The sequence below is a fragment of the Micromonospora sp. NPDC049275 genome (genome assembly GCF_043197115.1).
Classification (GTDB): domain Bacteria; phylum Actinomycetota; class Actinomycetes; order Mycobacteriales; family Micromonosporaceae; genus Micromonospora.
Window position 1 is genome coordinate 448,115 of record NZ_JBICSN010000003.1, and the last position, 18,508, is coordinate 466,622.

Consider the following 18,508-nt stretch of genomic DNA (forward strand, 5'->3'; position numbering starts at 1 on the left):
GGCCAGGGCGTTTCGGTGTTCCCACCGACTTCGCCGCGACCAGCACCCCGGCGGGCAGCGACCTAGAATCATCCGCACCTGACACGTCAGGAGGTGGGTGGTGCTGGCGGGATCGTTCATCTCGGTGGTCTACGCGTTCCTGGGGTGGCTCGTCGCATACACCGCCCGGGCCGCCCTGCGGCCGTCGGTGGACAGATATCGCAGTCCCGGGGTGCGGACCACCGCCACCACGAGATCGACCGCGCACTGGTACGCGGCGCACCGTCGGATCGAACGGCCGCTGTATCGGACCGGGATCGCGCTGGCCGTCGTGTCCCCGCTGCCGGTCGGCCTCGGTGCCGCCCTGGGCGACCCGCCGGTGATCGTCGCGGTCCTGGTGTTGGCGGTGCTCGTCGTGCCCTACCTGCTCTACCTGGGTTATGTCGGCAACCGTGCCGCGCTCGACGTTCAGGACGGGCATTGATCCGACGCCTCGGCAGCGTCCTCGCTCAGCTCGCCTGACCGCCGAAGCGCAACCGGATGTCGGACGGGTAGGAGGTCTTCTGCCAGATCACCGAGAATCGGCCCGTCGGGCTGGACGCGGGCTGCGCGAAGCGCCCGTCCGGGGAGAGGATCTCGGCCGCCCCGAACGCACCGGCCGGCCCGATCGTCCTGGCCTGTACCCGGGTGGTCGAGAAGTCCGGGCTGGGGTTGTTCCACGTGACCACGCCGTCGCCGTCGTCGTCGAGGGTGACCTTCGGCCAGTCGCCGACACCGAGCCTGGTGACAGTGCCGAGGGTGCCGGCGCTGGAGATCGTACGACCGAACACCTGGGTGCCCTCCGGGGTCCATCGGCCCCAGGTCAGCACCGCGTCGCCGTCGAGGTCACCGGCGAGCTCGTCGAACAGGGTCAGCTCGTGGGCGGCCGGCGACACGGCGATGACGCTTCCCAGCGTGTCGGTGTGGCTGTACTGCCGCACCCGCAGGCGAGACGGCGCCCCCGCCTTCGACCACCGGTAGCTGATCACCGCGTCCCCGTCCCGGTCGAGGGCGACCGACGCGCCGCCGTACCTGACGTCGGTGGCGGCCCCGGCGATGGTGCGCAGGGCGGAGACCTGGCCCGGGCGGACCCGCCGCGCGACGACCCGTTGGTAGTCCTCCGACCAGACGACGAGGGCGGTTCCATTGCGGTCCATCGCCAGGACGGGATCCTCGCCCACGCCGAGGGTCAGCTCCGGGCCGAGCGAGCTGTCCGCGCCGAAGTAGCGAGCCTTCGTGATGTACGCGCTGTCGCTGATCTCCGTCCAGGTGACAAGGGCCTGACCCGTGGGGTCCACCGCGACGGCCGGACTGATCGCGGTCCAGGTGGAAATCGTCTGCAGCGGGCCCAGCTCGCCCGACGCGGAGATCCGGCGACCCACCACGCGGCTGTCCTGCCTCCACACGAGGGCGGAGTCGCCGTCGTCGTCGGAGGCGACCTTGGGCCAGGACGCCGAGGCGCCGAGCGGTGAGAGGGTCTGGATCGGGCCCCACACGCCGCCGGCGGAGACGGTCTGCGTCTTGACCTGGTCGTAACAGCCGCTCGCGCTGCTGTCGCAACCTGCCCAGGCGAGCAGCGAGTCACCGTCCCGGTCGACCGCGACGAAGGGCTGGTCCTGCCCGCTCCAGCCGGCCTCGGACACCACCTGCTCCGGTGTCCACGTGGCGGCCTGGGCGGGCGTCGGAACGGTGGCCAGCACCGCCAACGCGCCGACCGCTCCGGCCACGAACCTCCGCGTACGCCGTCCCGCCGCAGGCCTGTCTTCTCGGCGCACCGCCGCCCCCTCGATCGATGAAAATGCTCGGTTCCAGGGCATGATGCCATCGACGGGGCTCCGCCGCCCGCCGGTCGCGCCGCTGTTGTGTGCGAGCCTGTGGACCATCGCGACCACGGTGCCCGTCGACGGCCTCGGGCAATTTTTTCCGGCTGCGGTAAATGAATCGCGGTGCTCATGCGTGTGCCAGGTGTGGAGCAAGAACGGAAGGACTTCGCGGACTTCTACCAGCGCTGCCGGGACAACTGCCTGCGTGCCGTACTGGCCAGTGCGGGGGATCGTGCGCTGGCGGAGGACCTGGTCGCTGAGGCGTTCGCGCGGGCCTGGGCGTCCTGGCGCAAGGTGAGCCGGCATCCGGCACCGGCGGCGTGGGTGGTGCGTACCGCCCTCAACATCCGAGTGTCCTGGTGGCGGCGGCGTCGACGCGAGGTCGCCCTCGACGGGCACGATCTGCCCCGGCTCGACGACGACGTCCGCGACGTCGACGAGGCGGTGCTGGCCGCCATTCGTCAACTGCCGAAACGGCAACGTGAGGTGATCCTGCTGCGGGTCTGGCTCGACCTGGACACCAACACCGTCGCCGCTGAACTGGGCATCTCGCCACGGACCGTCGCCGTCCATCTGTCTCGCGCCACTGCGGCCCTGCGGGTGCACTTCGTGCCCGTAACCACCTGAGGGATTCGATATGAACGAGGATGAGGTGCTGAACGCGATGAGGAAGACTCTCACCGACGTGCGGATGGACCGTCCGGTCGAGGCGATCGAGAAGCGCGGCCGCACGCGGCGGCGTAACCAGGGCGTGCTCGGTGTGGTCGCCGGTGGAGGACTCGCCGCCGTGGCCGCCCTCGCGCTGGCTCTGCCGATCGGCTCGGGCCCTTCCGGCTCGGCCCCGGCCGGCGGTACCGCGCCGGCGGCCTCGGCGGGCGACGCCACGGCGCCCGTCATGGAACCGGCGGCGTTCTCGGTGGCCAAGCTGGCCGACGGGTCGGTGCAGCTGCGCCTGAAGTCCAAGCAGGTGATCAATCCCGACGCGTTGGAGAAGGCGTTGGCCGACGCCGGCGTTCCGGTAGTCGTCAAGTCCGGCGTCATGTGTACGCCGGAGGGCAGGGAACTGCCTCAGATCGAGGACGTCCTGACGTTCGACCGGATCGACGGGGCCAACGAGGAGGGCGTCTACGGCGATTCGGAGTGGGTGATCGCGCCGGCGAAGATGCCCAAGGGCAGCATCCTGCACTTCAGCGTCTTCCCGGTGCACAAGGGCGGGGACTACGCGAAGGTGGCCTGGGCCCTGGTGCCGAAGGGCGCCCCGATGAACTGCCGGTCCGTCGTGAGCTGACCCGGGCGCGAACTTGCACGCGAAAACGCCCCGACCGGGTCACTCCGGTCGGGGCGTTTGTCAGGTATGTCCGGTAGGGGGCGGATTAGCCCTGGCGGCTCTTCCACTGCGGGTTCGCGCGGTTCACCACGACCACCCGGCCACGACGGCGGACCACCACCGAACCCGGCTTCTGCTTCAGCGCACGCAACGAGCTACGTACCTTCATGTCTGCCTCCTCGGTATCAGCGGTTCCGAGTATCGAAACGCCGCGCCCACCCTGGGGATTCCCGCGGGAACGGGCCGAGGCGGTCAGGCGGAGGCTCGTGACGGAATCGTCGGTAGACGGACCGTGAAGGTCGCCCCGGCGCCAGGCCGGCTGTCGGTGGAGATCGTCCCTCCGTGGCTGGTCACCACCTCGCGCAGGAGAGCCAGGCCCAGGCCGAAGCGCCGTTCCTTGGCCCCGGCGCCACGATGGAAGCGGTCGAAGAGGTGTGCCGCGTCGGCCGGGTCGAAGCCGGCTCCGCTGTCCCTGACCACCAGGTCCGCGCCACGGCGGGAGGTACGCAGTAAGACGTCGATGCGACCGCCGGCCGGGGTGTGGGTGAGGGCGTTGGCGAGCAGTTCGCCGACCATGCGGCGCAGGGCCGAGGCGATGCCGGGGACGAGGACCGGGGTGTCCGGGACGGTGAGGTGTAACTGGACGCCCTGCTCCGCGGCGCGGTCGGCCTCACAGTCGACGGCCTGGGCGGCGAGGAGGGCCAGGTTGACGGGCTCGGAGGGGTGCCGGTCGGCCGGGGTGGCGGCGAGGCGGGCGGAGAGCAGGAGTTCGTCGACGATCTCGCCGAGCCGCCGGGTGGTCTCGATCAGGCGGTCGTAGTCGGCGTGGTCGGCGCCGGCGCGGCGGGCCAGGATCTGGGCGCGGGTGTGGACCTGGGCGATGGGGGTGCGCAACTCGTGGCTGGCGTCGGCGACGAAGCGGCGTTGCCGGCCGAGCGCCTCGGCGAGCGGTGCCACGGCCCGGCGGCCCACGGTGATGCCCGTGAGCACTGCCGCGGCGAGGCCGACCATCGCGGCGAGGAGGAAGGCGGCGAGCAGATGACGTCTGTCGGCGAGCTGGAAACGGGCGTCGAACACCGCTTGCACGACGCCGGTCCCACGGGGCTGGGTGCGGACGTAGTAGGTGGTGCCGTTGCGCTCGACCTTGTCGCTTCGGACCCGGTGGTCGAGGGCCACCGCGTCGATGGCGGACCGCAGCGGGAAGCCCGGAGGGGGCGGGTTCCGGCCCGAGTCGGTGCGGCCGCCGTCGTACAGGATGATCCAGCTACAGCCCGGCGGCCCGGCGATGGTGCCGTGGACCGCGCCGTAGTCGAGCTCTCGTTCGATCTGCTCGTGCTGGTTGCGCAGCAGGGCGGCATAGGAGATGGCGGCACCCAGGGCGAGCAGCGCCGTCATGGCGAGCCCGACGAGCAGACTGACGCGGGCCCTGGCCCGGCGCAGCATGGTGTCCTCGAAGCTCACAGGGAGCCCAGCCGGTAGCCGAGGCCGTGCACGGTCCGGATCACCGAGCGGCCGAGCTTGCGGCGCAGGTAGTAGACGTACGTGTCGACGAGGGAAGCCGCGGCCGCCTCGTCGAAGACCCGGCTGCGTAGCTCGGAGCGGGAGTGGACGGTGTGCGGTCGGGCCGCGAGGACCCGCAGCAGCTCGAATTCGCGCGCGGACAGGGCGATCCGGGTGCCGTCAGGGAGCACGGCGTCGCGTACGGAGAGGTCGAGTTGGCCCGACCCGAGCCGCAGCACCTCGGTGGACTCGCTGGTCCGGCGGCAGAGGGCTCGGATGCGGGCGCTCAACTCGTCCAGGTCGAAGGGCTTCGTCAGGTAGTCGTCGGCGCCCGCGTCGAGGCCGGCGATCCGGTCCTCGACGGTGCCGAGCGCGGTCAGCAGCAGTGCCCGGGCGGCCACTGCACGGGAGCGCAGCCGGACGACCAGGTCCAGCCCGTCGAGGGCGGGCAGGCGCCTGTCGATCACCATCACGTCGTACGGCCGGGTGAGCCCCAGGTGCAGGCCGCGCTGGCCGTCGGGGGCCTGGTCGACGACGTATCCCTCGCCGGTGAGCGTCTCGGCCACCATCCCGCGCAGTTCCGAGTCGTCCTCGACGAGCAGGAGTCGAGTCATACCGTGATGGTGACATAGATAACCATCGTCGTCTGTAGAAGTTGTCTCCTCAAACAATAATTTTATGGGGCTCCGAGGGGCACGAGCGACGGTGTAGGAGCGGGGACGCGTGCCTCGCGTCGCTCGATCCAGGTGAGCAGCGGCGTCGTCATGAGTGTGGTGACGAGCGCGACCACCACCAGCACCGTGAACAGCGACGGGTTGACGATGCCCGCCTCCAGTCCCACGTTCAGGGCGATCAGCTGCATCAGGCCCCGGGCGTTCATGAGAGCGCCGACGCGCAGCGCGACCCTGTTCGGCTCCCCGCGCATCCGGGCCGCGGCCCAGCAGGCGCCGAACTTGCCGACGATCGCCACTGTCACGCACGCGGCGGCGAAGCCGAGCACGGCCAGGTTGCCCAGCAGCGCGAACTCGGTGCGCAGCCCGGAGTAGGTGAAGAACAGCGGCAGGAACACCGTCGCGGCGATCGGTGTCAGCGTGTCGACCACCTTGTCGGTCTGCGCGGAGCGTGGCATCACCACGCCGACCGCGAAGGCGCCGAAGACCGCGTAGAGCCCGATCTCGTCGGTGTACCAGGCGACCAGGAAGAGCAGCGCCACAGTGCCGAGCAGCCGCGCGCGATCGCCCGGGAGCCCCATGACGTAGCCGGCCACCCGCCGCCCACCCAGCCACAGCGCCACCCCGAACAGCAGCGCGCCACCCGCGCAGACCAGGGCCGGGCCGACGGAGCCCGAGGCGAACGCCAGCACCACCGCCAGCATGATCCACGCGACCATGTCGTCGATCGCGCCGCTGGCCAGGGCGAGCAACCCGTGGCGGGTGCCGGTCTGGCCGCGCTCGGTGATGATCCGGGCGAGCATCGGGAAGGCCGTGATCGCCAGCGCCACGCCGACGAACGCCGCGGACACACCGAGCGGCACACCGTCCGTGCGGATCGGGACGAAGCCCGCCGTGCCGAGGACCAGCAGGATCCCCAGCGCCAGCGGAGCGGTGACACCCGCGAGCGACACCGCGCCCGCCGTGCCCGCGAGCCCGGTCACCCGGTGGGAGGTGAAGGCGTACCCGGCCTGGAACATGAACAGCACCAGGCCGACCTGGCCGACCACGTACAGGATCGGCAGCAGCGGCGCGGGGAAGAGCACGGCCTGCGCGCCCGGCCAGAGCAGGCCGAGCAGCGACGGGCCGAGCAGCACCCCGGCGAGCATCTCGCTCACGACGGGAGGCTGGCCCACCTTGCCGAGCAGCCAGGCGACCAGCTTGCAGAAGAGCAGAATGACCGCGACCGCGATGAAGAACCGCGGGGCGAGTTCGCTGGGGGTCACGCGCTGGCCTCCTCGAAGAAACGGGTGCACAACTTCTGTCGTCGGGCGTCGACGACCATCCAGGTACCGCAGACCAACTGCTTGACCGAGCGCCCCACGTCGAAGATCCGGTCGCGCTGCCGCATGAGGGTGAGCCGGTTGCGGCCGGGACCGGCGAGACCCCGGGGCGTCAGGTACGCGGGACCGCGACTCGGCAGCGAGCGGGTGTGCTCTACCGACGAACTGACCGAGAAGCGCCGCAGCACCTCCCGGGTCGCCGCGCGTAGCTGGACGGGGGCCGAACCGCGCGCCGGACAGGCCCGGTTGGCATTCACGCCGTACGGGATGAAGTGGGCGTCCTGCCGCTGCAACGACAGCCAGCGGTCCGGGTTGAACGCGTCGTCCGCGGCGGGACCGGTGCGCTGATAGGCCCGGTAGTTGAAGAGGAGCACGGATCCGGTGGGGAGGACGTGATCGCCCACGCTGATGGGTCCGGAGGTGATCCGGTGCGCGATGCCGAACAGCGGATGCACACGGAGTGCCTCGTCGATCAACCGGTCGAGCGACTCGTTCGACGTGTCCGTGACGGACTCCGAGCACAGCAGGATGTGGGCCATGGCCTCCGACATCTGCACCACAGCAGTGGTGAAGAACGCGCCGTGCAGGTACCAGGCGGTCTCCAGGGCGGTGAAGGACGGCGGCAGTACGACCGGGCACGTTCCGGAGGTGATCCGGTCCAGCAGGTAGCGGGTCAGACGATCCCGCCGGGACATGTGCCGCAGGCTCATCCCCTTCAGGGCGGTCGCCACGTCGTCCGCGTTCGCCACGATGAGATCGCGGACGTCGCGTGGGCAGGCTGAGCCGAACACCAGCTCGTACGAGATCTCGGCCCAGATCGGCATCATCAGGTCACGTAGTCGCACGTGGCTGATCCGGCCAGTCGGGAGCGTGTCGAGGATCCGCCGGGTCGCGGCCGTCGCCAGCTCGTCGGTGCGCGCGTGCGGCATGGCGAGCACCTGCCGGGTCGTCCGCGCGACAGTCCGGTACCGCTCGCCGGGCTCGAGGTGCTCCTGATGCATCTGCGGGCCGGGCGCGAGCCAGTACCAGAAGAGGTCCGACAGGCCGGCCCCGCGGCTGCGCCCGTCGGCGGCCGGATCGCTGTAGACCCGGAGGAAGTCCTCCGGCCCCACCAGCGGCCCGGGCACGGTGATGCCCTCGGTCCCGTTGACCCGCTGGAAGATCCACTCCCGCAGGTCGACCACTGCCTTCACCGGGCCGCCACCTGGTCGGGCGTCAGATCGGCCGGCCGCCGCGCTCCGGCCAGGGCGAGGGCCTGATCCAGCTCGGTGGTGAGTCGCTCAAGTGCCTCGCGTACGCCCACCGCCCCGCCCGCCGCGAGCCCCCGCACCACCGGACGCCCCACAAGCACCGCCTCCGCCCCGAGCGCCAGCGCGATCACCACGTCGGTGCCGCGGCGCACACCCCCGTCGAGCAGCACCGGGATCCGCCCGTCCACGGCCGCCACGACCGCGGGCAGCGCGTCGAGTGTGGGAATGGTCCCGTCGAGCTGCCGTCCACCGTGGTTGGACACGATCACACCGGCGACGCCGTGCTCGACGGCGAGTCGGGCGTCCGCGGGATGCAGGATGCCCTTGAGCAGGATCGGTAGGGACGTGACGCCGCGCAGCCACGTGATCCGATCCCAGCCCACCGTCACGTCCATCGCGATCGAGCGCACCCGGCCGGTCGCGTCGCGCATGTTCTCGCAGGCGTAGCCGGGCGGCAGGTCCGTGAAGCCGTTACGCATGTCACGCTCGCGCCGTCCGAACACCGGGGAGTCCACTGTCACCACGAGCGCCCGGCAACCCGCCGACTCGGCGCGCTTGACCACGTACTCCGTGAAGTCGAGGTCGGGTTGCGGGTACAGCTGGAACCACAGCGTCCCGCCCGCCACCGCGATCTCCTCGACCGGCTGGGTGGCGGCCATGCTGACCACAAGCGTCGTGCCGGCCGCCGCGGCCCCCCGCGCGGTGGCCACCTCGCCGTGCGGGTGCGCGAGCCGATGGAAGGCGGTCGGAGCGACCAGGACCGGCGCGGCCAGCGAGGTGCCGGCCACTAAGGCCCGCAGGTCCCGCTCGCCGGTCGCCCGCAGCACCCGTGGCACGATCCACCGTCGCTCGAAGGCCCGCTCGTTGGCGGCCAGGGTGCGCTCCCGCCCGGCTCCGCCCTCGAAGAAGTCCTGGTGAACCGGGTCCATGTCAGCCCTCGGCGCCGGCGAGGCAGCGGCCCAGGAACTCCTGCAACGGCCGTACGTGGACGTCCGGCCGGTCCCACCGGTTCTCCAGGTTCTCGGCGAGGTGGTGCGTGCTGATCAGCCGGCCGTCGCGGTGGTAACGGACGACCGGGTGCAGGTACGCCGCGTCGTGTGCCTGCCCCACGACGTCCTGAGCCACGCGGGACACGGTGATGTCGAACGGGTCGACCTGGTCGTGGTCGGGGCCGTACTCGAGAGTGATCACGAACGCCTGGTCGTGGTCGTGTTCGGCGGTGCGGAGGCCTGTCGACACGAAGTAGGCCACCGGTACCTCCTCGTGGTAGCGGGCCTCGGGTCCGGCGACGGTGAGCACGTCGGCGATGAATCCGAACTGCTGCCACAGGGCCGAGCTGCGGTTGACCCGCTCGATGACGGCCGCGGTCATGGCCGCCGGCTCGACGGCGAGCTTGTCGAACGGCCAGGCCGTGGCGTCGTAGCGGCGGGACAGGATCCTGTGCAGTGCGCGTACGGCGTAGCGGAAACCGTGCACGAAGCCGCTTGTGGACTTCTTGAAGTCGCGCTCCTGGGAGATCGTCCCGGCGAAGAACAGCCCGGGGACGTTCACCGACTCCCATGCCTCGGTCTGTGCCGGGAACCGGTCCGAGATGGCGAGCTGTGGCCGCGCCGAGGCGTCGAAGATCGAGTCGTCGAAACGGAATCCCGTACACGCCAGCACCCGGTCGTAATGCAGCTCCTTCACGACCTCGTTCGCCCGCGAGAAGCTGAACGCGACCTTGTAGCCGGTGCCGTCGCGCTCGATGCTCTTGATCGTGCCGTCCAGGATCGCGTTTGCCGACTTGAGCTGATAGGTGTCGAGGAAGTTGTTGTTCACCGCGCGCAGGTGCCCGACGTAGTGGGTGCGCCACGCCATCCGGACCGAACTGGGCCCCGCGACGTGGATCAGTGTCGTGGTCTCCATGAGGTTCTCGGCGGTCTCGAAGGCCGAGTTGCCCTTGCCGATGATCAACACCTTCTGGTCGAGGTAGTCCCGTGGCTCGACGCTCATCACGTCGTACCCCTCGGCCAGGTCGAACCCCGGGATGTCCGGCTCGTAGGTCTTCGACACGCCGGTGGCGACGATCACCGCGCGGGCCTCCCAGCGCCGGTCGCCGGCCTCGACCGTGAACACGTCGTCGTGCTTGGACACACGCGTCACCCGGGTGTCGTAACTGACCTTGACGCCGGTCTTCGCCGCGAAGTCGGCGAGGTAGCGCACCATCACGTCGGCATCCGGGAAGTACCGCTCGGTGTACTGCGTGAACAGCAGCGCCGGGTCGTCGGTGAGCAGGGAATTCCAGTCGAGCCGCAGATTCAGCTCGGGGTCGTCCGTGCCCGTGTGTGGCTTGTTGATCGAGATGAGTTGGCGGTGCCGCGGATAGGTGGCGAAGAACGCCCCCGGCCCGTCGGCGCCCTCCAGCACCACATAGTCAGACTTGCCCTCGGCCTCGAACAGGGCGGCGAGTTGAAGGCCGGCCGGGCCGGCCCCGATGATCAGGTAATCAAGCGTCACGGCGCTCACCGTACGAGCCGGAATTCAGAGAGTTTTCAAGCTCTTCCAGAATCGCGGCTGCCCTTCGCACGTCGGAGTCGAGCGGCCGGTCCGGGTCGATCGGGGGGATCACCTCCAGGGCTCGGAGGACGCGGCCACAGCCCGCCGCCGTGGGCCGGCGCGCCCCCACGTGCACCGCCTGGCGCAGCCCGAGCCCGAGCGACCCGGTGATCAGGCGCAGCAACTCCGCCTGGTCCAGGGCGCGCAGAGCGGCCTGCGTGCCGAGCGGGATGACGTCCTGGTTGTGCAGGTTGGTGGGCAGGCTCTGCAGGCTTGCGGGCACACAGTCGCGCCTGATCTCGGTGATGAGCGCGGTCGACGCGAGCTGTACGCCCTGCAGCCCGTGCTGCTGACCTGGTCCCGCCGCGAGCATCGGCGGCAGTCCGCCGTTGCGTCCGGGATCCACGAGCAGGTCGAGTTGGCGCTCGGCGAGGTTGCCGACCTGGGCGATCACCATGGACAGGACGTCGGCGGCGAACGCGGCGGGCTGGCCGAAGAAGTTGCCACCGTGCACGACCTTGTCGTCGGCCGGGAAGAACAGGGGGTTGTCGCTCACCCCGCCGAGGTCCGCCGACACGACGCCGTCGACATAGCGCAGGGCGTCCTCGGCCGCTCCGAGTAGCTGCGGCGCGCAGCGGATGCTGTAGGGCTCCTGCAACGCTCTCGTGCCGGACTTCCGCAGGCCGGCGGAGGTCGCCCGCATCGCGGCGCCGACCCCGATGGCGCCCGGGTGACCGTAGGCGCCGAGGAGGGCGGGATCGAGAAACTGCGGATCGCAGCCGAGCAGGTCTGCGAGCAGGCAGGTCAACGTCTGCACCACGCGGTGCGAGGTGCGGACCCGGCCCAGGGCGAGGGCCAGCGCCGCCGTGGTGAGCGACGTGCCGTTGACAAGCGCGAGCGCATCCCGGCCATCCAGCGGCAGCGGCTCCAGGCCGGCCTTCGTCAGGGCCTCCCCGGCGGGCATCCGGACGCCGTCCAGGTAGGCGTGCCCGCGACCGCGCAACGCCTGAGCGGCGGCACCGAGCGGGATCAGGTCACCGCTGGCTCCCACCGATCCGAGCCGGGGCATCGCCGGCGTGAACGTCGTGCCAAGCATGGCCGCGAGCGCGTCGATCACGTGCGGCGAGACCCCCGACGCGCCCCGGGCCAGGGACCAGGCGCGGACCAGCAGCGTCGCGCGCACGACGTCCGGGGCGAGGTCCGGGCCCTGGCCCGCCCCGAGGTGAGCGAGGGTGTTGTCGGCCTGGTCGCGCTGGTCGGCGCGGCCCGCGTAACCGACGAGCGCCCCGAAGCCGGTGGTGGCACCGTAGATCGCCCGGTCGTCGCCGAGTGCCTTGGCGAGGAATGTGCGGCCGGTCGCCACTCGACCGCGCACCTCCTCGCCGACCACGACCGTGACCGGGCCTGCGGCGACACGCAGGTCGGCGAGGCGCAGGGGTGCTGCCAAATCCACCTCAATCGTCATGGGAGCGGATGCTAGAGGCAATTTCTCAGAGCACTCTGAAATTGCCTCAGTAAATTGCGGCCCATGACGCACGATTGCCTGATCATCGGAGCCGGGCCGGCAGGCCTGCAGCTCGCAGCCCTGCTCAAGCGCGACGGTCACGACTACGTGGTGCTGGAGGGCGGCCCACGGGCGGGTACATTCTTCGAGACCTATCCGCGGCATCGCCAGCTGATCTCGATCAACAAGGTGTGGACCGGGTCGGAGGACCCGGAGTTCAATCTACGGTCGGACTGGAACTCGCTGTTGACCGATGATCCGGCGCTGCTCTTCAAGCGCTACAGCACACGCTACTTTCCCGCCGCGGACGATCTCGTGCGGTATCTCGCCGACTTTGCGCGGGGTCTGAACGTCGTTTACGACACCCGGGTGACCTCCGTGTCGAAGGCCGACGACGTGTTCACCGTGCAGGCCGGCGACCAGAGCTGGACGGCACGCAGGGTAGTCGTCGCCACCGGCGTCTCCGAGCTCTACGTGCCGCCGATCGAGGGCGCTCACCTGGCCGAGCGCTACGACACCGTCAGCGTCGAACCCGCCGATTTCGTCAATCAGCGCGTGTTGATCGTCGGTAAGGGCAACTCCGCCTTCGAGACCGCGGACGCGCTCGTCGAGACCGCCGCCACGATTCACGTCGCCGGGCCGCACTCCATCAAGTTGGCCTGGCAGACCCATTACGTCGGGCACCTGCGGGCGGTGAACAACAACTTCCTGGACACCTATCAGCTCAAGTCACAGAACGCCGTCCTGGACGGCACGGTGGAACAGATCAGCCAGCGGGAGGGCGGCGGGTTCCGGGTGCTTTTCCGGTACGCCCGAACGGTCGAGAATCTGCGCGAGCTAGAGTACGACCGGGTCATCCTCTGCACCGGATTCCGCTTCGACGCGACCATCTTTGCCGAGTCCGCCCGGCCGGAGCTGGTCATCAAGGATCGCTTCCCGGCGCAGACGCCTGGCTTCGAGTCGGTGAACGTCCCCGGTCTCCACTTCGCCGGCACACTCAGCCAGCAGCGTGATTTCAAGAAGTCCACGAACGGCTTCATCCACGGCTTCCGCTATGCCACCCGCGCGCTGCACCACATCCTCCGCGAGCGGCACCACGGGCAGCCCTGGCCGTCCCGGCACATCGCCGCGACGCCGGAGGCGATCGCCGATTCGATCATCACCCGAATCAACGTGACCTCGGCACTGTGGCAGCAGTTCGCGGTGCTCGGCGATGTCATCACGGTCGAGGGCGAAACCGCCCGCTACCGCGAGGAGGTGCCGGTCGCCTATCTGCGGGACGCGGAGCCGGACGTGTTCGCGTTCCTGATCACCCTGGAGTACGGCCCCGACCACGACCAGGTCGACCCGTTCGACATCACCGTGCCGCGTCCGGCCGAGAACGACGCGAACGCCGCGCAGGACGCCAGCTATCTCCACCCCGTCGTGCGGGTGCTGCGCGACGGGCAGATCGTCGCCATGCACCACCTGGCGGAGAACCTGGAGAACAACTGGGACCTGCCGACCGTGCATCGGCAGCCCCTCGAGATCTTCGTCAAGGGCGTCCTCGCCGATGCCCGCTGACGTCTGGCCGCAGCCCGTCCTCGACCTCCTGGCAGCCGGCGGGGACCGGCCGGTCTTCGAGGACGGGCCGATCGTCACGACAGCCTCGGAGATGGCGGGTCTGATCCGGCGCGTCGCGGCAGGGCTGCGCTCGTCCGGCGCGGGGCCCGGAGTGGGTGTCGCGCTCGATCTGCCGGTCACCGCCGCCGCCTTCGCCGCCACGATGGCCGCCTTCGCCGTCGGGGCGCGGGTGTCCGGGTGGCGTACCGACCTGAGCCCGGCGCAGCTGTCCGGCTCGCTAGTGGTCGACTCGGCTCGGCTGGCCCAGCTCACCGAGCATCCCGACGACGGGCTGCCACTCGTCGCAGCGGGACGGGCCGAGGATCCCGCACGGATCATCTGGACCAGCGGCAGCACGGGTACGCCGAAGGGTGTGGTGCAGACCTACGCGGCGATGTCGGCGGCCTGGGTGCCGTACCCGGACCGTTGGCCGCCGGCCATCGTCGAACTGGCCCCCCGGATGCGGCGCTACCTGGTCTTCGGCTCGCTGGCCAGTCAGGTGATGCTGGAGTACGGCGTCCTCGCCCTCGCGGCGGGCGGCACCCTCGTCGTGGCGCCCCGGCCGGTCTTCCCGGCTGCCCTGGCCGAACACCGGGCCACGGCGAGCGTGATCACCGTAGGCAAGCTGCACCAGCTGATCCGGGACCAGCGCGCCAACCCGGTGGACCTGCGTCACCTGCGGGCGCTGATGGTCTCCGGATCGCCACTCGCGCCGGGACGTCTGGCGGAGGCGCTCGACGTGCTGGGCCCGGTGCTCTTCCACGGTTACGGGCAGACCGAAACGTCGATGATCGCCATGGTGACCCCCGCCGAGATGCTGGCCGACGTGGCCACGCTCGCCACTGTCGGTCGTCCGGCCGTGGACGTCGCGCTTCGCGACGGGGAGATCTATGTCCGCACACCCGCGCAGGCATCCTCGTACTGGCAGGACCCGGACGAGTCGGCCGAGGTGTTCGTGGACGGCTGGGTGCGTACCCGTGACCTGGGAGAACTCGGGGTCGACGGATACCTGCGGTTGCTCGGGCGGGTGCGCGACGTGATCATCGTCAACGCGCAGATCGTCTACGCCGGGCCGGTGGAGCGGGCGCTCGCCGCCGATGCCGCGGTCGCCGAGGCGTACGTCGTCGGGGGTCCGGACGAGACGACAGGTGAGGCCGTGCACGCCTACGTGGTGCCGGTGGCCGGCAGAACGCCCGACCCGGACGTGTTGCGCAGGCTGGTGGCCGCACAGGTGAACGATCTCGCGGTGCCGCGAACCGTCACGGTCATCGATCGGGTCCCGCTCGCGCCCAGCGGCAAGCCGGACAAGAGCCAACTCCCGCAGGCTCGATGACGGTGCGCCGGTAGTGAGACGCCGAGCCCGCCGCGCGATTCCCGGGCCCGGGTGTCGAACCTTTGGCGTCCCGCGCCCGTACCAGTGCACGGGAGGTCAAGCCATGAGCGTGCGTCGGATGCTCGTCGTGGTGCTTGTCGCCGTGGCGGTCGCACCGCTGGGCGCGGCACCCGCCTGGGCGCACGGCGCCCCGACCGACCCGGTCAGCCGGGCGGCGGCCTGCGGACCCGAGGGTCGGTACGCGGGCACCGCCGCCTGCCGGGCCGCCGTCGAAGCGGGTGCGGCGGTACGGGAGTGGGACAACGTACGGGTCGCCGCGATCAACGGGCGGGACCGGGAACGGATCCCGGACGGCGAGCTGTGCAGCGGAGGGCTGTCCGCGTACCGGGGGCTGGATCTGCCCCGCACCGACTGGCCGAGCACCGAGGTGACCACGGGCGCGACGTTCACGTTCCGGTACCGGACCACAATCGAGCACCGGGGCACCTTCCGGCTCTACGTCACGAGGCCCGACTACGACCCCCGCAAGCGGCTGACCTGGGCGGATCTGGAAACGCGTCCCTTCCTGACGGTGTCTGACCCGCCGGTGCGCGGCGGGGCGTACCAGTTGGCGGGGCGGCTGCCGGCGGACCGCAGCGGCCGGCACCTGATCTACACGATCTGGCAGAACTCGAACACGCCGGACACCTACTACTCCTGCTCCGATGTCGTGTTCCGGAAGGCGCGAAGCGGCGCGACGAAGAGCGCGACGAAGGCAGCGCCGGCTGCTGCGCGTACCGCCGAGGGCAAGCCCGCCGCCACCGACCCGGCGGCGGTGAAGGCGGCGGCCGACCCGGGCGTGCCGGTGGCGTCGGTGACCGACCTCGGCGCGCGGTGGCCGGTGCTGGCCGGTGCCGCCGTCGTGCTGGTCCTGGCGCTGGTGGGCGTGGGCCGGCGACGACGTGGCGCGGCGGCCCCGGTGGGGCGGCAGTGCGAGGTCCGCAACCACCGGGCCGGGCGGCGCCGGATCTGGTGATCCGGGCCGCCCGCGCGGTTCAGCCCAGCAGCCGGTCGATCTCGGCCAGCTCCTCGGCGGCGAAGTCGAGGTTGCCCACGGCGGCGATGTTGGTCTCCAACTGCTCGACGCTGCTCGCTCCGATGATGAGGCTTGTCATCCGCGGGTCGCGCAGCGCCCAGGCCAGCGCGAGCTGGGCCAGCGACTGGTCGCGGCGCTCGGCGACCTCGGCGAGCCCTCGGATGGTGGCCATCTTCTCGTCGCTGAGGTCGCTCTCGTTGAGGAAGACGCTTGTGCGTACCCGCGAGTCGGCCGGGATGCCGCCCAGGTAGCGGTCGGTCAGCAGGCCCTGAGCGAGGGGGCTGTACGCGATGCAGCCGGCACCGACCTCCTCCAGCGTGTCGAGCAGGCCGTCGGACTCGGTCCAGCGGTTCAACATCGAGTACGACGGCTGGTTGATCAGCAGCGGTGTGCCCAGGTCGCGCAGGATCGCGGCGGCCCGTGCGGTCTGCTCCGAGTTGTAGTTCGAGATGCCCACGTAGAGCGCCTTGCCGGAGCGGACGGCGGCGTCCAGCGCGCCCATCGTCTCCTCGAGCGGAGTGTCCGGGTCGAAGCGGTGCGAGTAGAAGATGTCGACGTAGTCCAGGCCCATCCGGCCCAGCGACTGGTCCAGCGACGAGATCAGGTTCTTGCGCGAGCCCCACTCGCCGTACGGGCCGGGCCACATCAGGTAGCCAGCCTTGCTGGAGATGACCAGCTCGTCCCGGTACGGCCCGAGGTCGGTGGCGAGCAGCCGGCCGAAGTTCTCCTCCGCCGCGCCCGGCGGGGGACCGTAGTTGTTCGCCAGGTCGAAGTGGGTGACGCCCAGGTCGAAGGCGCGCCTGACGATGGCACGCTGCCTGTCGAACGGGCGGTCCGGGCCGAAGTTGTGCCAGAGCCCGAGGGAGACGACGGGCAGTCGCAGGCCACTGCGTCCGCTGCGCCGGTAGGTCATGGTGTCGTAGCGGTCATCCGGGGCGAGGTAAGTCACGATCATGAGCCTAGCCGCGGCCCGTCGTGCCCGGGATCGGGCGTGGAAACCAGGACAACGGGGTAGTTTCGAGGCCATGCGGTTCATCGCCCTCGACACCCCCAAACCGCTCTCCAGGATCGGCCTCGGCACCTGGCAGTTCGGCTCCCGCGAGTGGGGCTACGGCCCCGACTTCGAGTCTCGGGCCGCGCAGATCGTCCGGCGGGCCGTCGAGCTGGGCGTGACCGTCTTCGACACCGCCGAGGTCTACGGTTTCGGGCGTAGCGAGCGGATCCTCGGCGCGGCGCTCGGCGACGACCGGCCCAAGGTGGTGGTTGCCAGCAAGATCTTCCCCGTGCTGCCGGTGGCCGCTGTGGTGCAGCAGCGGGCGGTCGCCTCGGCGGCCCGCCTCGGTGTCACAAGCATCGACCTCTACCAGGTGCACCAGCCCAACCCGCTCGTCGCCGACCACACCACCATGCGCGGCATGCGCGCCCTGCAGGACGTCGGGCTGGTCGGCGAGGTGGGAGTGAGCAACTACGGGCTGCGCCGCTGGCAGGTCGCCGAGGCCGCGCTCGGCCGGCGGGTGCTCAGCAACCAGGTCCGCTACAGCATGCTGGACCGCGCGCCCGAACAGGACCTGCTGCCGTACGCGCGGCAGGCCGGGCGGGTCGTCATCGCGTACAGCCCGTTGGCGCAGGGCTTCCTGTCCGGCCGCTACGACGCGGGAAACCCGCCCACCGGCGCGATCCGCCGCACCAACCCGTACTTCCTGCCGGAAAATTTGGAGCGCGGCGCCGTCCTCATCGACACGCTGCGCCAGGTCGCCCAGGCGCACGACGCCACACCCAGCCAGATCGCGCTGGCGTACCTGTTGCACCATCCGAACGTGGTGGCCATTCCCGGCGCGTCAAGCGTGGAGCAGATGGAACGCAACGCCGCCGCAGCCGAGATCGACCTCGCCGACGACGAGTACGCGGCGCTCGCCGAAGCCGCCAAACGGTTCCGCCCGGTCACCGGGCTCGCCGCGCTGCCCCGGATGTTGCGCGCCCGGATCACCGCCCCGACGGAGAAATGAGCACAGTGGACGACATCACCGCACTGATCCTGGACGACCACGCCGCCTTCCGGCGCGGCTTCGCCCGCCTCGACGACGCCCGCGACGAGCAGGAGCTGCTGGCCATCTGGGACGCGCTCGCCCTGCACCTGGACATCCACGCCGAGGCGGAGGAGGCGATCCTCTACCCGCACCTGGTCAAGCACGGTGACGACGGGGAGGACGAGACCGCCGACGCGATCGGCGACCACAACAAGATCCGCGACGCCATCGCCGAGTCCAAGCTGCACCCGGTCGGCTCGAAACCCTGGTGGGAGGCCGTCGGCACGGCCCGCCGGGAGAACAGCGAGCACCTGGCCGAGGAGGAGGACGAGGCGCTGCCCGACTTCCGCCGGCACGCCAGCTTCGAGCTGCGCGCCGAGTTGGGCCAGCGCTGGCTGACCTTCTACGGCGAGCACAAGAATGGTCGCGACCTGCCGTTCCGCGACAAGGACCCGCAGGGGTACGTCGCCGACCACCGCTGAGATCTCCCCGCCGTGGGGGAGTCGCGCCCCGGGGTGACG

General features: G+C 70.7%; 18 protein-coding genes. 8 read left to right on the top strand and 10 right to left on the bottom strand.

Annotated features, from left to right (window positions below):
- Positions 1–100 precede the first annotated feature (100 nt).
- A complete protein-coding gene (locus ACGFIE_RS12570; RefSeq protein ID WP_393293936.1) occupies positions 101–463 on the top strand; it encodes an SdpI family protein in 363 nt (120 codons plus the stop codon).
- 25 nt (positions 464–488) lie between these two features.
- On the opposite strand, the gene ACGFIE_RS12575 is transcribed toward ACGFIE_RS12570, so the two are convergent.
- Positions 489–1,745 carry a hypothetical protein gene (locus ACGFIE_RS12575; RefSeq protein WP_393293938.1) on the bottom strand — a complete coding sequence of 419 codons (1,257 nt, stop codon included), beginning with the start codon at positions 1,743–1,745 and terminating at the stop codon, positions 489–491.
- A 240-nt stretch (positions 1,746–1,985) separates the two neighbouring features.
- On the opposite strand from ACGFIE_RS12575, the gene ACGFIE_RS12580 reads away from it, so the two are divergent.
- Both ACGFIE_RS12580 and ACGFIE_RS12585 read left to right on the top strand, forming a co-directional pair.
- A complete protein-coding gene (locus tag ACGFIE_RS12580; RefSeq protein WP_363678780.1) occupies positions 1,986–2,468 on the top strand; it encodes a sigma-70 family RNA polymerase sigma factor in 483 nt (160 codons plus the stop codon).
- A gap of 10 nt (positions 2,469–2,478) precedes the next feature.
- Positions 2,479–3,129 (top strand): hypothetical protein, encoded by a 651-nt coding sequence (locus tag ACGFIE_RS12585; RefSeq protein ID WP_393293940.1) that lies wholly within the window; start codon positions 2,479–2,481, stop codon positions 3,127–3,129.
- A gap of 85 nt (positions 3,130–3,214) precedes the next feature.
- On the opposite strand, the gene ACGFIE_RS12590 is transcribed toward ACGFIE_RS12585, so the two are convergent.
- The 8 genes from ACGFIE_RS12590 to ACGFIE_RS12625 all read right to left on the bottom strand — a co-directional run bounded on the left by ACGFIE_RS12590 (position 3,215) and on the right by ACGFIE_RS12625 (position 11,911).
- Positions 3,215–3,337 (bottom strand): 50S ribosomal protein L36, encoded by a 123-nt coding sequence (locus ACGFIE_RS12590; protein WP_030490864.1) that lies wholly within the window; start codon positions 3,335–3,337, stop codon positions 3,215–3,217.
- Between the two features lie 83 nt (positions 3,338–3,420).
- The gene (locus ACGFIE_RS12595; RefSeq protein WP_393293942.1) at positions 3,421–4,629 is read right to left on the bottom strand and encodes a sensor histidine kinase; all 1,209 of its coding nucleotides are present in this window, start codon (positions 4,627–4,629) and stop codon (positions 3,421–3,423) included.
- Positions 4,626–5,282 (bottom strand): response regulator transcription factor, encoded by a 657-nt coding sequence (locus ACGFIE_RS12600; protein WP_393293944.1) that lies wholly within the window; start codon positions 5,280–5,282, stop codon positions 4,626–4,628. The genes ACGFIE_RS12595 and ACGFIE_RS12600 overlap by 4 nt, the downstream gene beginning before the upstream one ends.
- A 62-nt stretch (positions 5,283–5,344) precedes the next feature.
- Positions 5,345–6,604 carry a cation:proton antiporter gene (locus ACGFIE_RS12605; RefSeq protein ID WP_393293946.1) on the bottom strand — a complete coding sequence of 420 codons (1,260 nt, stop codon included), beginning with the start codon at positions 6,602–6,604 and terminating at the stop codon, positions 5,345–5,347.
- A complete protein-coding gene (locus ACGFIE_RS12610) occupies positions 6,601–7,854 on the bottom strand; it encodes a cytochrome P450 (RefSeq protein ID WP_393293948.1) in 1,254 nt (417 codons plus the stop codon). Before ACGFIE_RS12610 ends, ACGFIE_RS12605 begins: the two co-directional genes overlap by 4 nt.
- Entirely contained in the window at positions 7,851–8,840 is a 990-nt protein-coding gene (locus ACGFIE_RS12615; protein ID WP_393293950.1) for an alpha-hydroxy acid oxidase, read from the bottom strand. The genes ACGFIE_RS12610 and ACGFIE_RS12615 overlap by 4 nt, the downstream gene beginning before the upstream one ends.
- 1 nt (position 8,841) lies before the next feature.
- A complete protein-coding gene (locus ACGFIE_RS12620) occupies positions 8,842–10,407 on the bottom strand; it encodes an NAD(P)-binding domain-containing protein (protein ID WP_393293952.1) in 1,566 nt (521 codons plus the stop codon).
- Positions 10,397–11,911 (bottom strand): aromatic amino acid ammonia-lyase, encoded by a 1,515-nt coding sequence (locus ACGFIE_RS12625; RefSeq protein WP_393293954.1) that lies wholly within the window; start codon positions 11,909–11,911, stop codon positions 10,397–10,399. The genes ACGFIE_RS12620 and ACGFIE_RS12625 overlap by 11 nt, the downstream gene beginning before the upstream one ends.
- Before the next feature lie 63 nt (positions 11,912–11,974).
- Here ACGFIE_RS12625 and ACGFIE_RS12630 point away from each other — a divergent pair, with 63 nt between their 5' ends.
- The 3 genes from ACGFIE_RS12630 (at position 11,975) to ACGFIE_RS12640 (ending at position 15,900) form a co-directional block, all read left to right on the top strand.
- Positions 11,975–13,513 (top strand): NAD(P)-binding domain-containing protein, encoded by a 1,539-nt coding sequence (locus ACGFIE_RS12630; RefSeq protein ID WP_393293956.1) that lies wholly within the window; start codon positions 11,975–11,977, stop codon positions 13,511–13,513.
- Positions 13,503–14,885, top strand: a complete 1,383-nt coding sequence (locus tag ACGFIE_RS12635) for a class I adenylate-forming enzyme family protein (protein WP_393293958.1) — start codon at positions 13,503–13,505, stop codon at positions 14,883–14,885. The genes ACGFIE_RS12630 and ACGFIE_RS12635 overlap by 11 nt, the downstream gene beginning before the upstream one ends.
- A gap of 103 nt (positions 14,886–14,988) precedes the next feature.
- Positions 14,989–15,900: a lytic polysaccharide monooxygenase gene (locus ACGFIE_RS12640; RefSeq protein WP_393293960.1), complete on the top strand. Its 912-nt coding sequence runs from the start codon at positions 14,989–14,991 to the stop codon at positions 15,898–15,900.
- A gap of 19 nt (positions 15,901–15,919) precedes the next feature.
- On the opposite strand, the gene mgrA is transcribed toward ACGFIE_RS12640, so the two are convergent.
- Complete coding sequence (gene mgrA / locus ACGFIE_RS12645; protein WP_393293962.1) at positions 15,920–16,915, bottom strand: L-glyceraldehyde 3-phosphate reductase; 996 nt, start codon at positions 16,913–16,915, stop codon at positions 15,920–15,922.
- Positions 16,916–16,985: 70 nt separating this feature from the next.
- Here mgrA and ACGFIE_RS12650 point away from each other — a divergent pair, with 70 nt between their 5' ends.
- Both ACGFIE_RS12650 and ACGFIE_RS12655 read left to right on the top strand, forming a co-directional pair.
- Positions 16,986–17,966 (top strand): aldo/keto reductase, encoded by a 981-nt coding sequence (locus ACGFIE_RS12650; RefSeq protein WP_393293964.1) that lies wholly within the window; start codon positions 16,986–16,988, stop codon positions 17,964–17,966.
- Positions 17,963–18,469, top strand: coding sequence for a hemerythrin domain-containing protein (locus ACGFIE_RS12655; RefSeq protein ID WP_354817962.1), 507 nt, complete (start codon positions 17,963–17,965; stop codon positions 18,467–18,469). The genes ACGFIE_RS12650 and ACGFIE_RS12655 overlap by 4 nt, the downstream gene beginning before the upstream one ends.
- Positions 18,470–18,508: the final 39 nt, after the last annotated feature.

What these genes read in the sequence shown, in the direction of transcription:
- ACGFIE_RS12615 (WP_393293950.1), bottom strand. Translation starts at nt 8,840, where the DNA reads ATGGACCCGGTTCACCAGGACTTCTTCGAGGGCGGAGCCGGGCGGGAG.
- ACGFIE_RS12585 (WP_393293940.1), top strand. Translation starts at nt 2,479, where the DNA reads ATGAACGAGGATGAGGTGCTGAACGCGATGAGGAAGACTCTCACCGAC.
- ACGFIE_RS12630 (WP_393293956.1), top strand. Translation starts at nt 11,975, where the DNA reads ATGACGCACGATTGCCTGATCATCGGAGCCGGGCCGGCAGGCCTGCAG.
- mgrA (WP_393293962.1), bottom strand. Translation starts at nt 16,915, where the DNA reads ATGATCGTGACTTACCTCGCCCCGGATGACCGCTACGACACCATGACC.
- ACGFIE_RS12625 (WP_393293954.1), bottom strand. Translation starts at nt 11,911, where the DNA reads ATGACGATTGAGGTGGATTTGGCAGCACCCCTGCGCCTCGCCGACCTG.
- ACGFIE_RS12635 (WP_393293958.1), top strand. Translation starts at nt 13,503, where the DNA reads ATGCCCGCTGACGTCTGGCCGCAGCCCGTCCTCGACCTCCTGGCAGCC.
- ACGFIE_RS12640 (WP_393293960.1), top strand. Translation starts at nt 14,989, where the DNA reads ATGAGCGTGCGTCGGATGCTCGTCGTGGTGCTTGTCGCCGTGGCGGTC.
- ACGFIE_RS12590 (WP_030490864.1), bottom strand. Translation starts at nt 3,337, where the DNA reads ATGAAGGTACGTAGCTCGTTGCGTGCGCTGAAGCAGAAGCCGGGTTCG.
- ACGFIE_RS12655 (WP_354817962.1), top strand. Translation starts at nt 17,963, where the DNA reads ATGAGCACAGTGGACGACATCACCGCACTGATCCTGGACGACCACGCC.
- ACGFIE_RS12650 (WP_393293964.1), top strand. Translation starts at nt 16,986, where the DNA reads ATGCGGTTCATCGCCCTCGACACCCCCAAACCGCTCTCCAGGATCGGC.
- ACGFIE_RS12600 (WP_393293944.1), bottom strand. Translation starts at nt 5,282, where the DNA reads ATGACTCGACTCCTGCTCGTCGAGGACGACTCGGAACTGCGCGGGATG.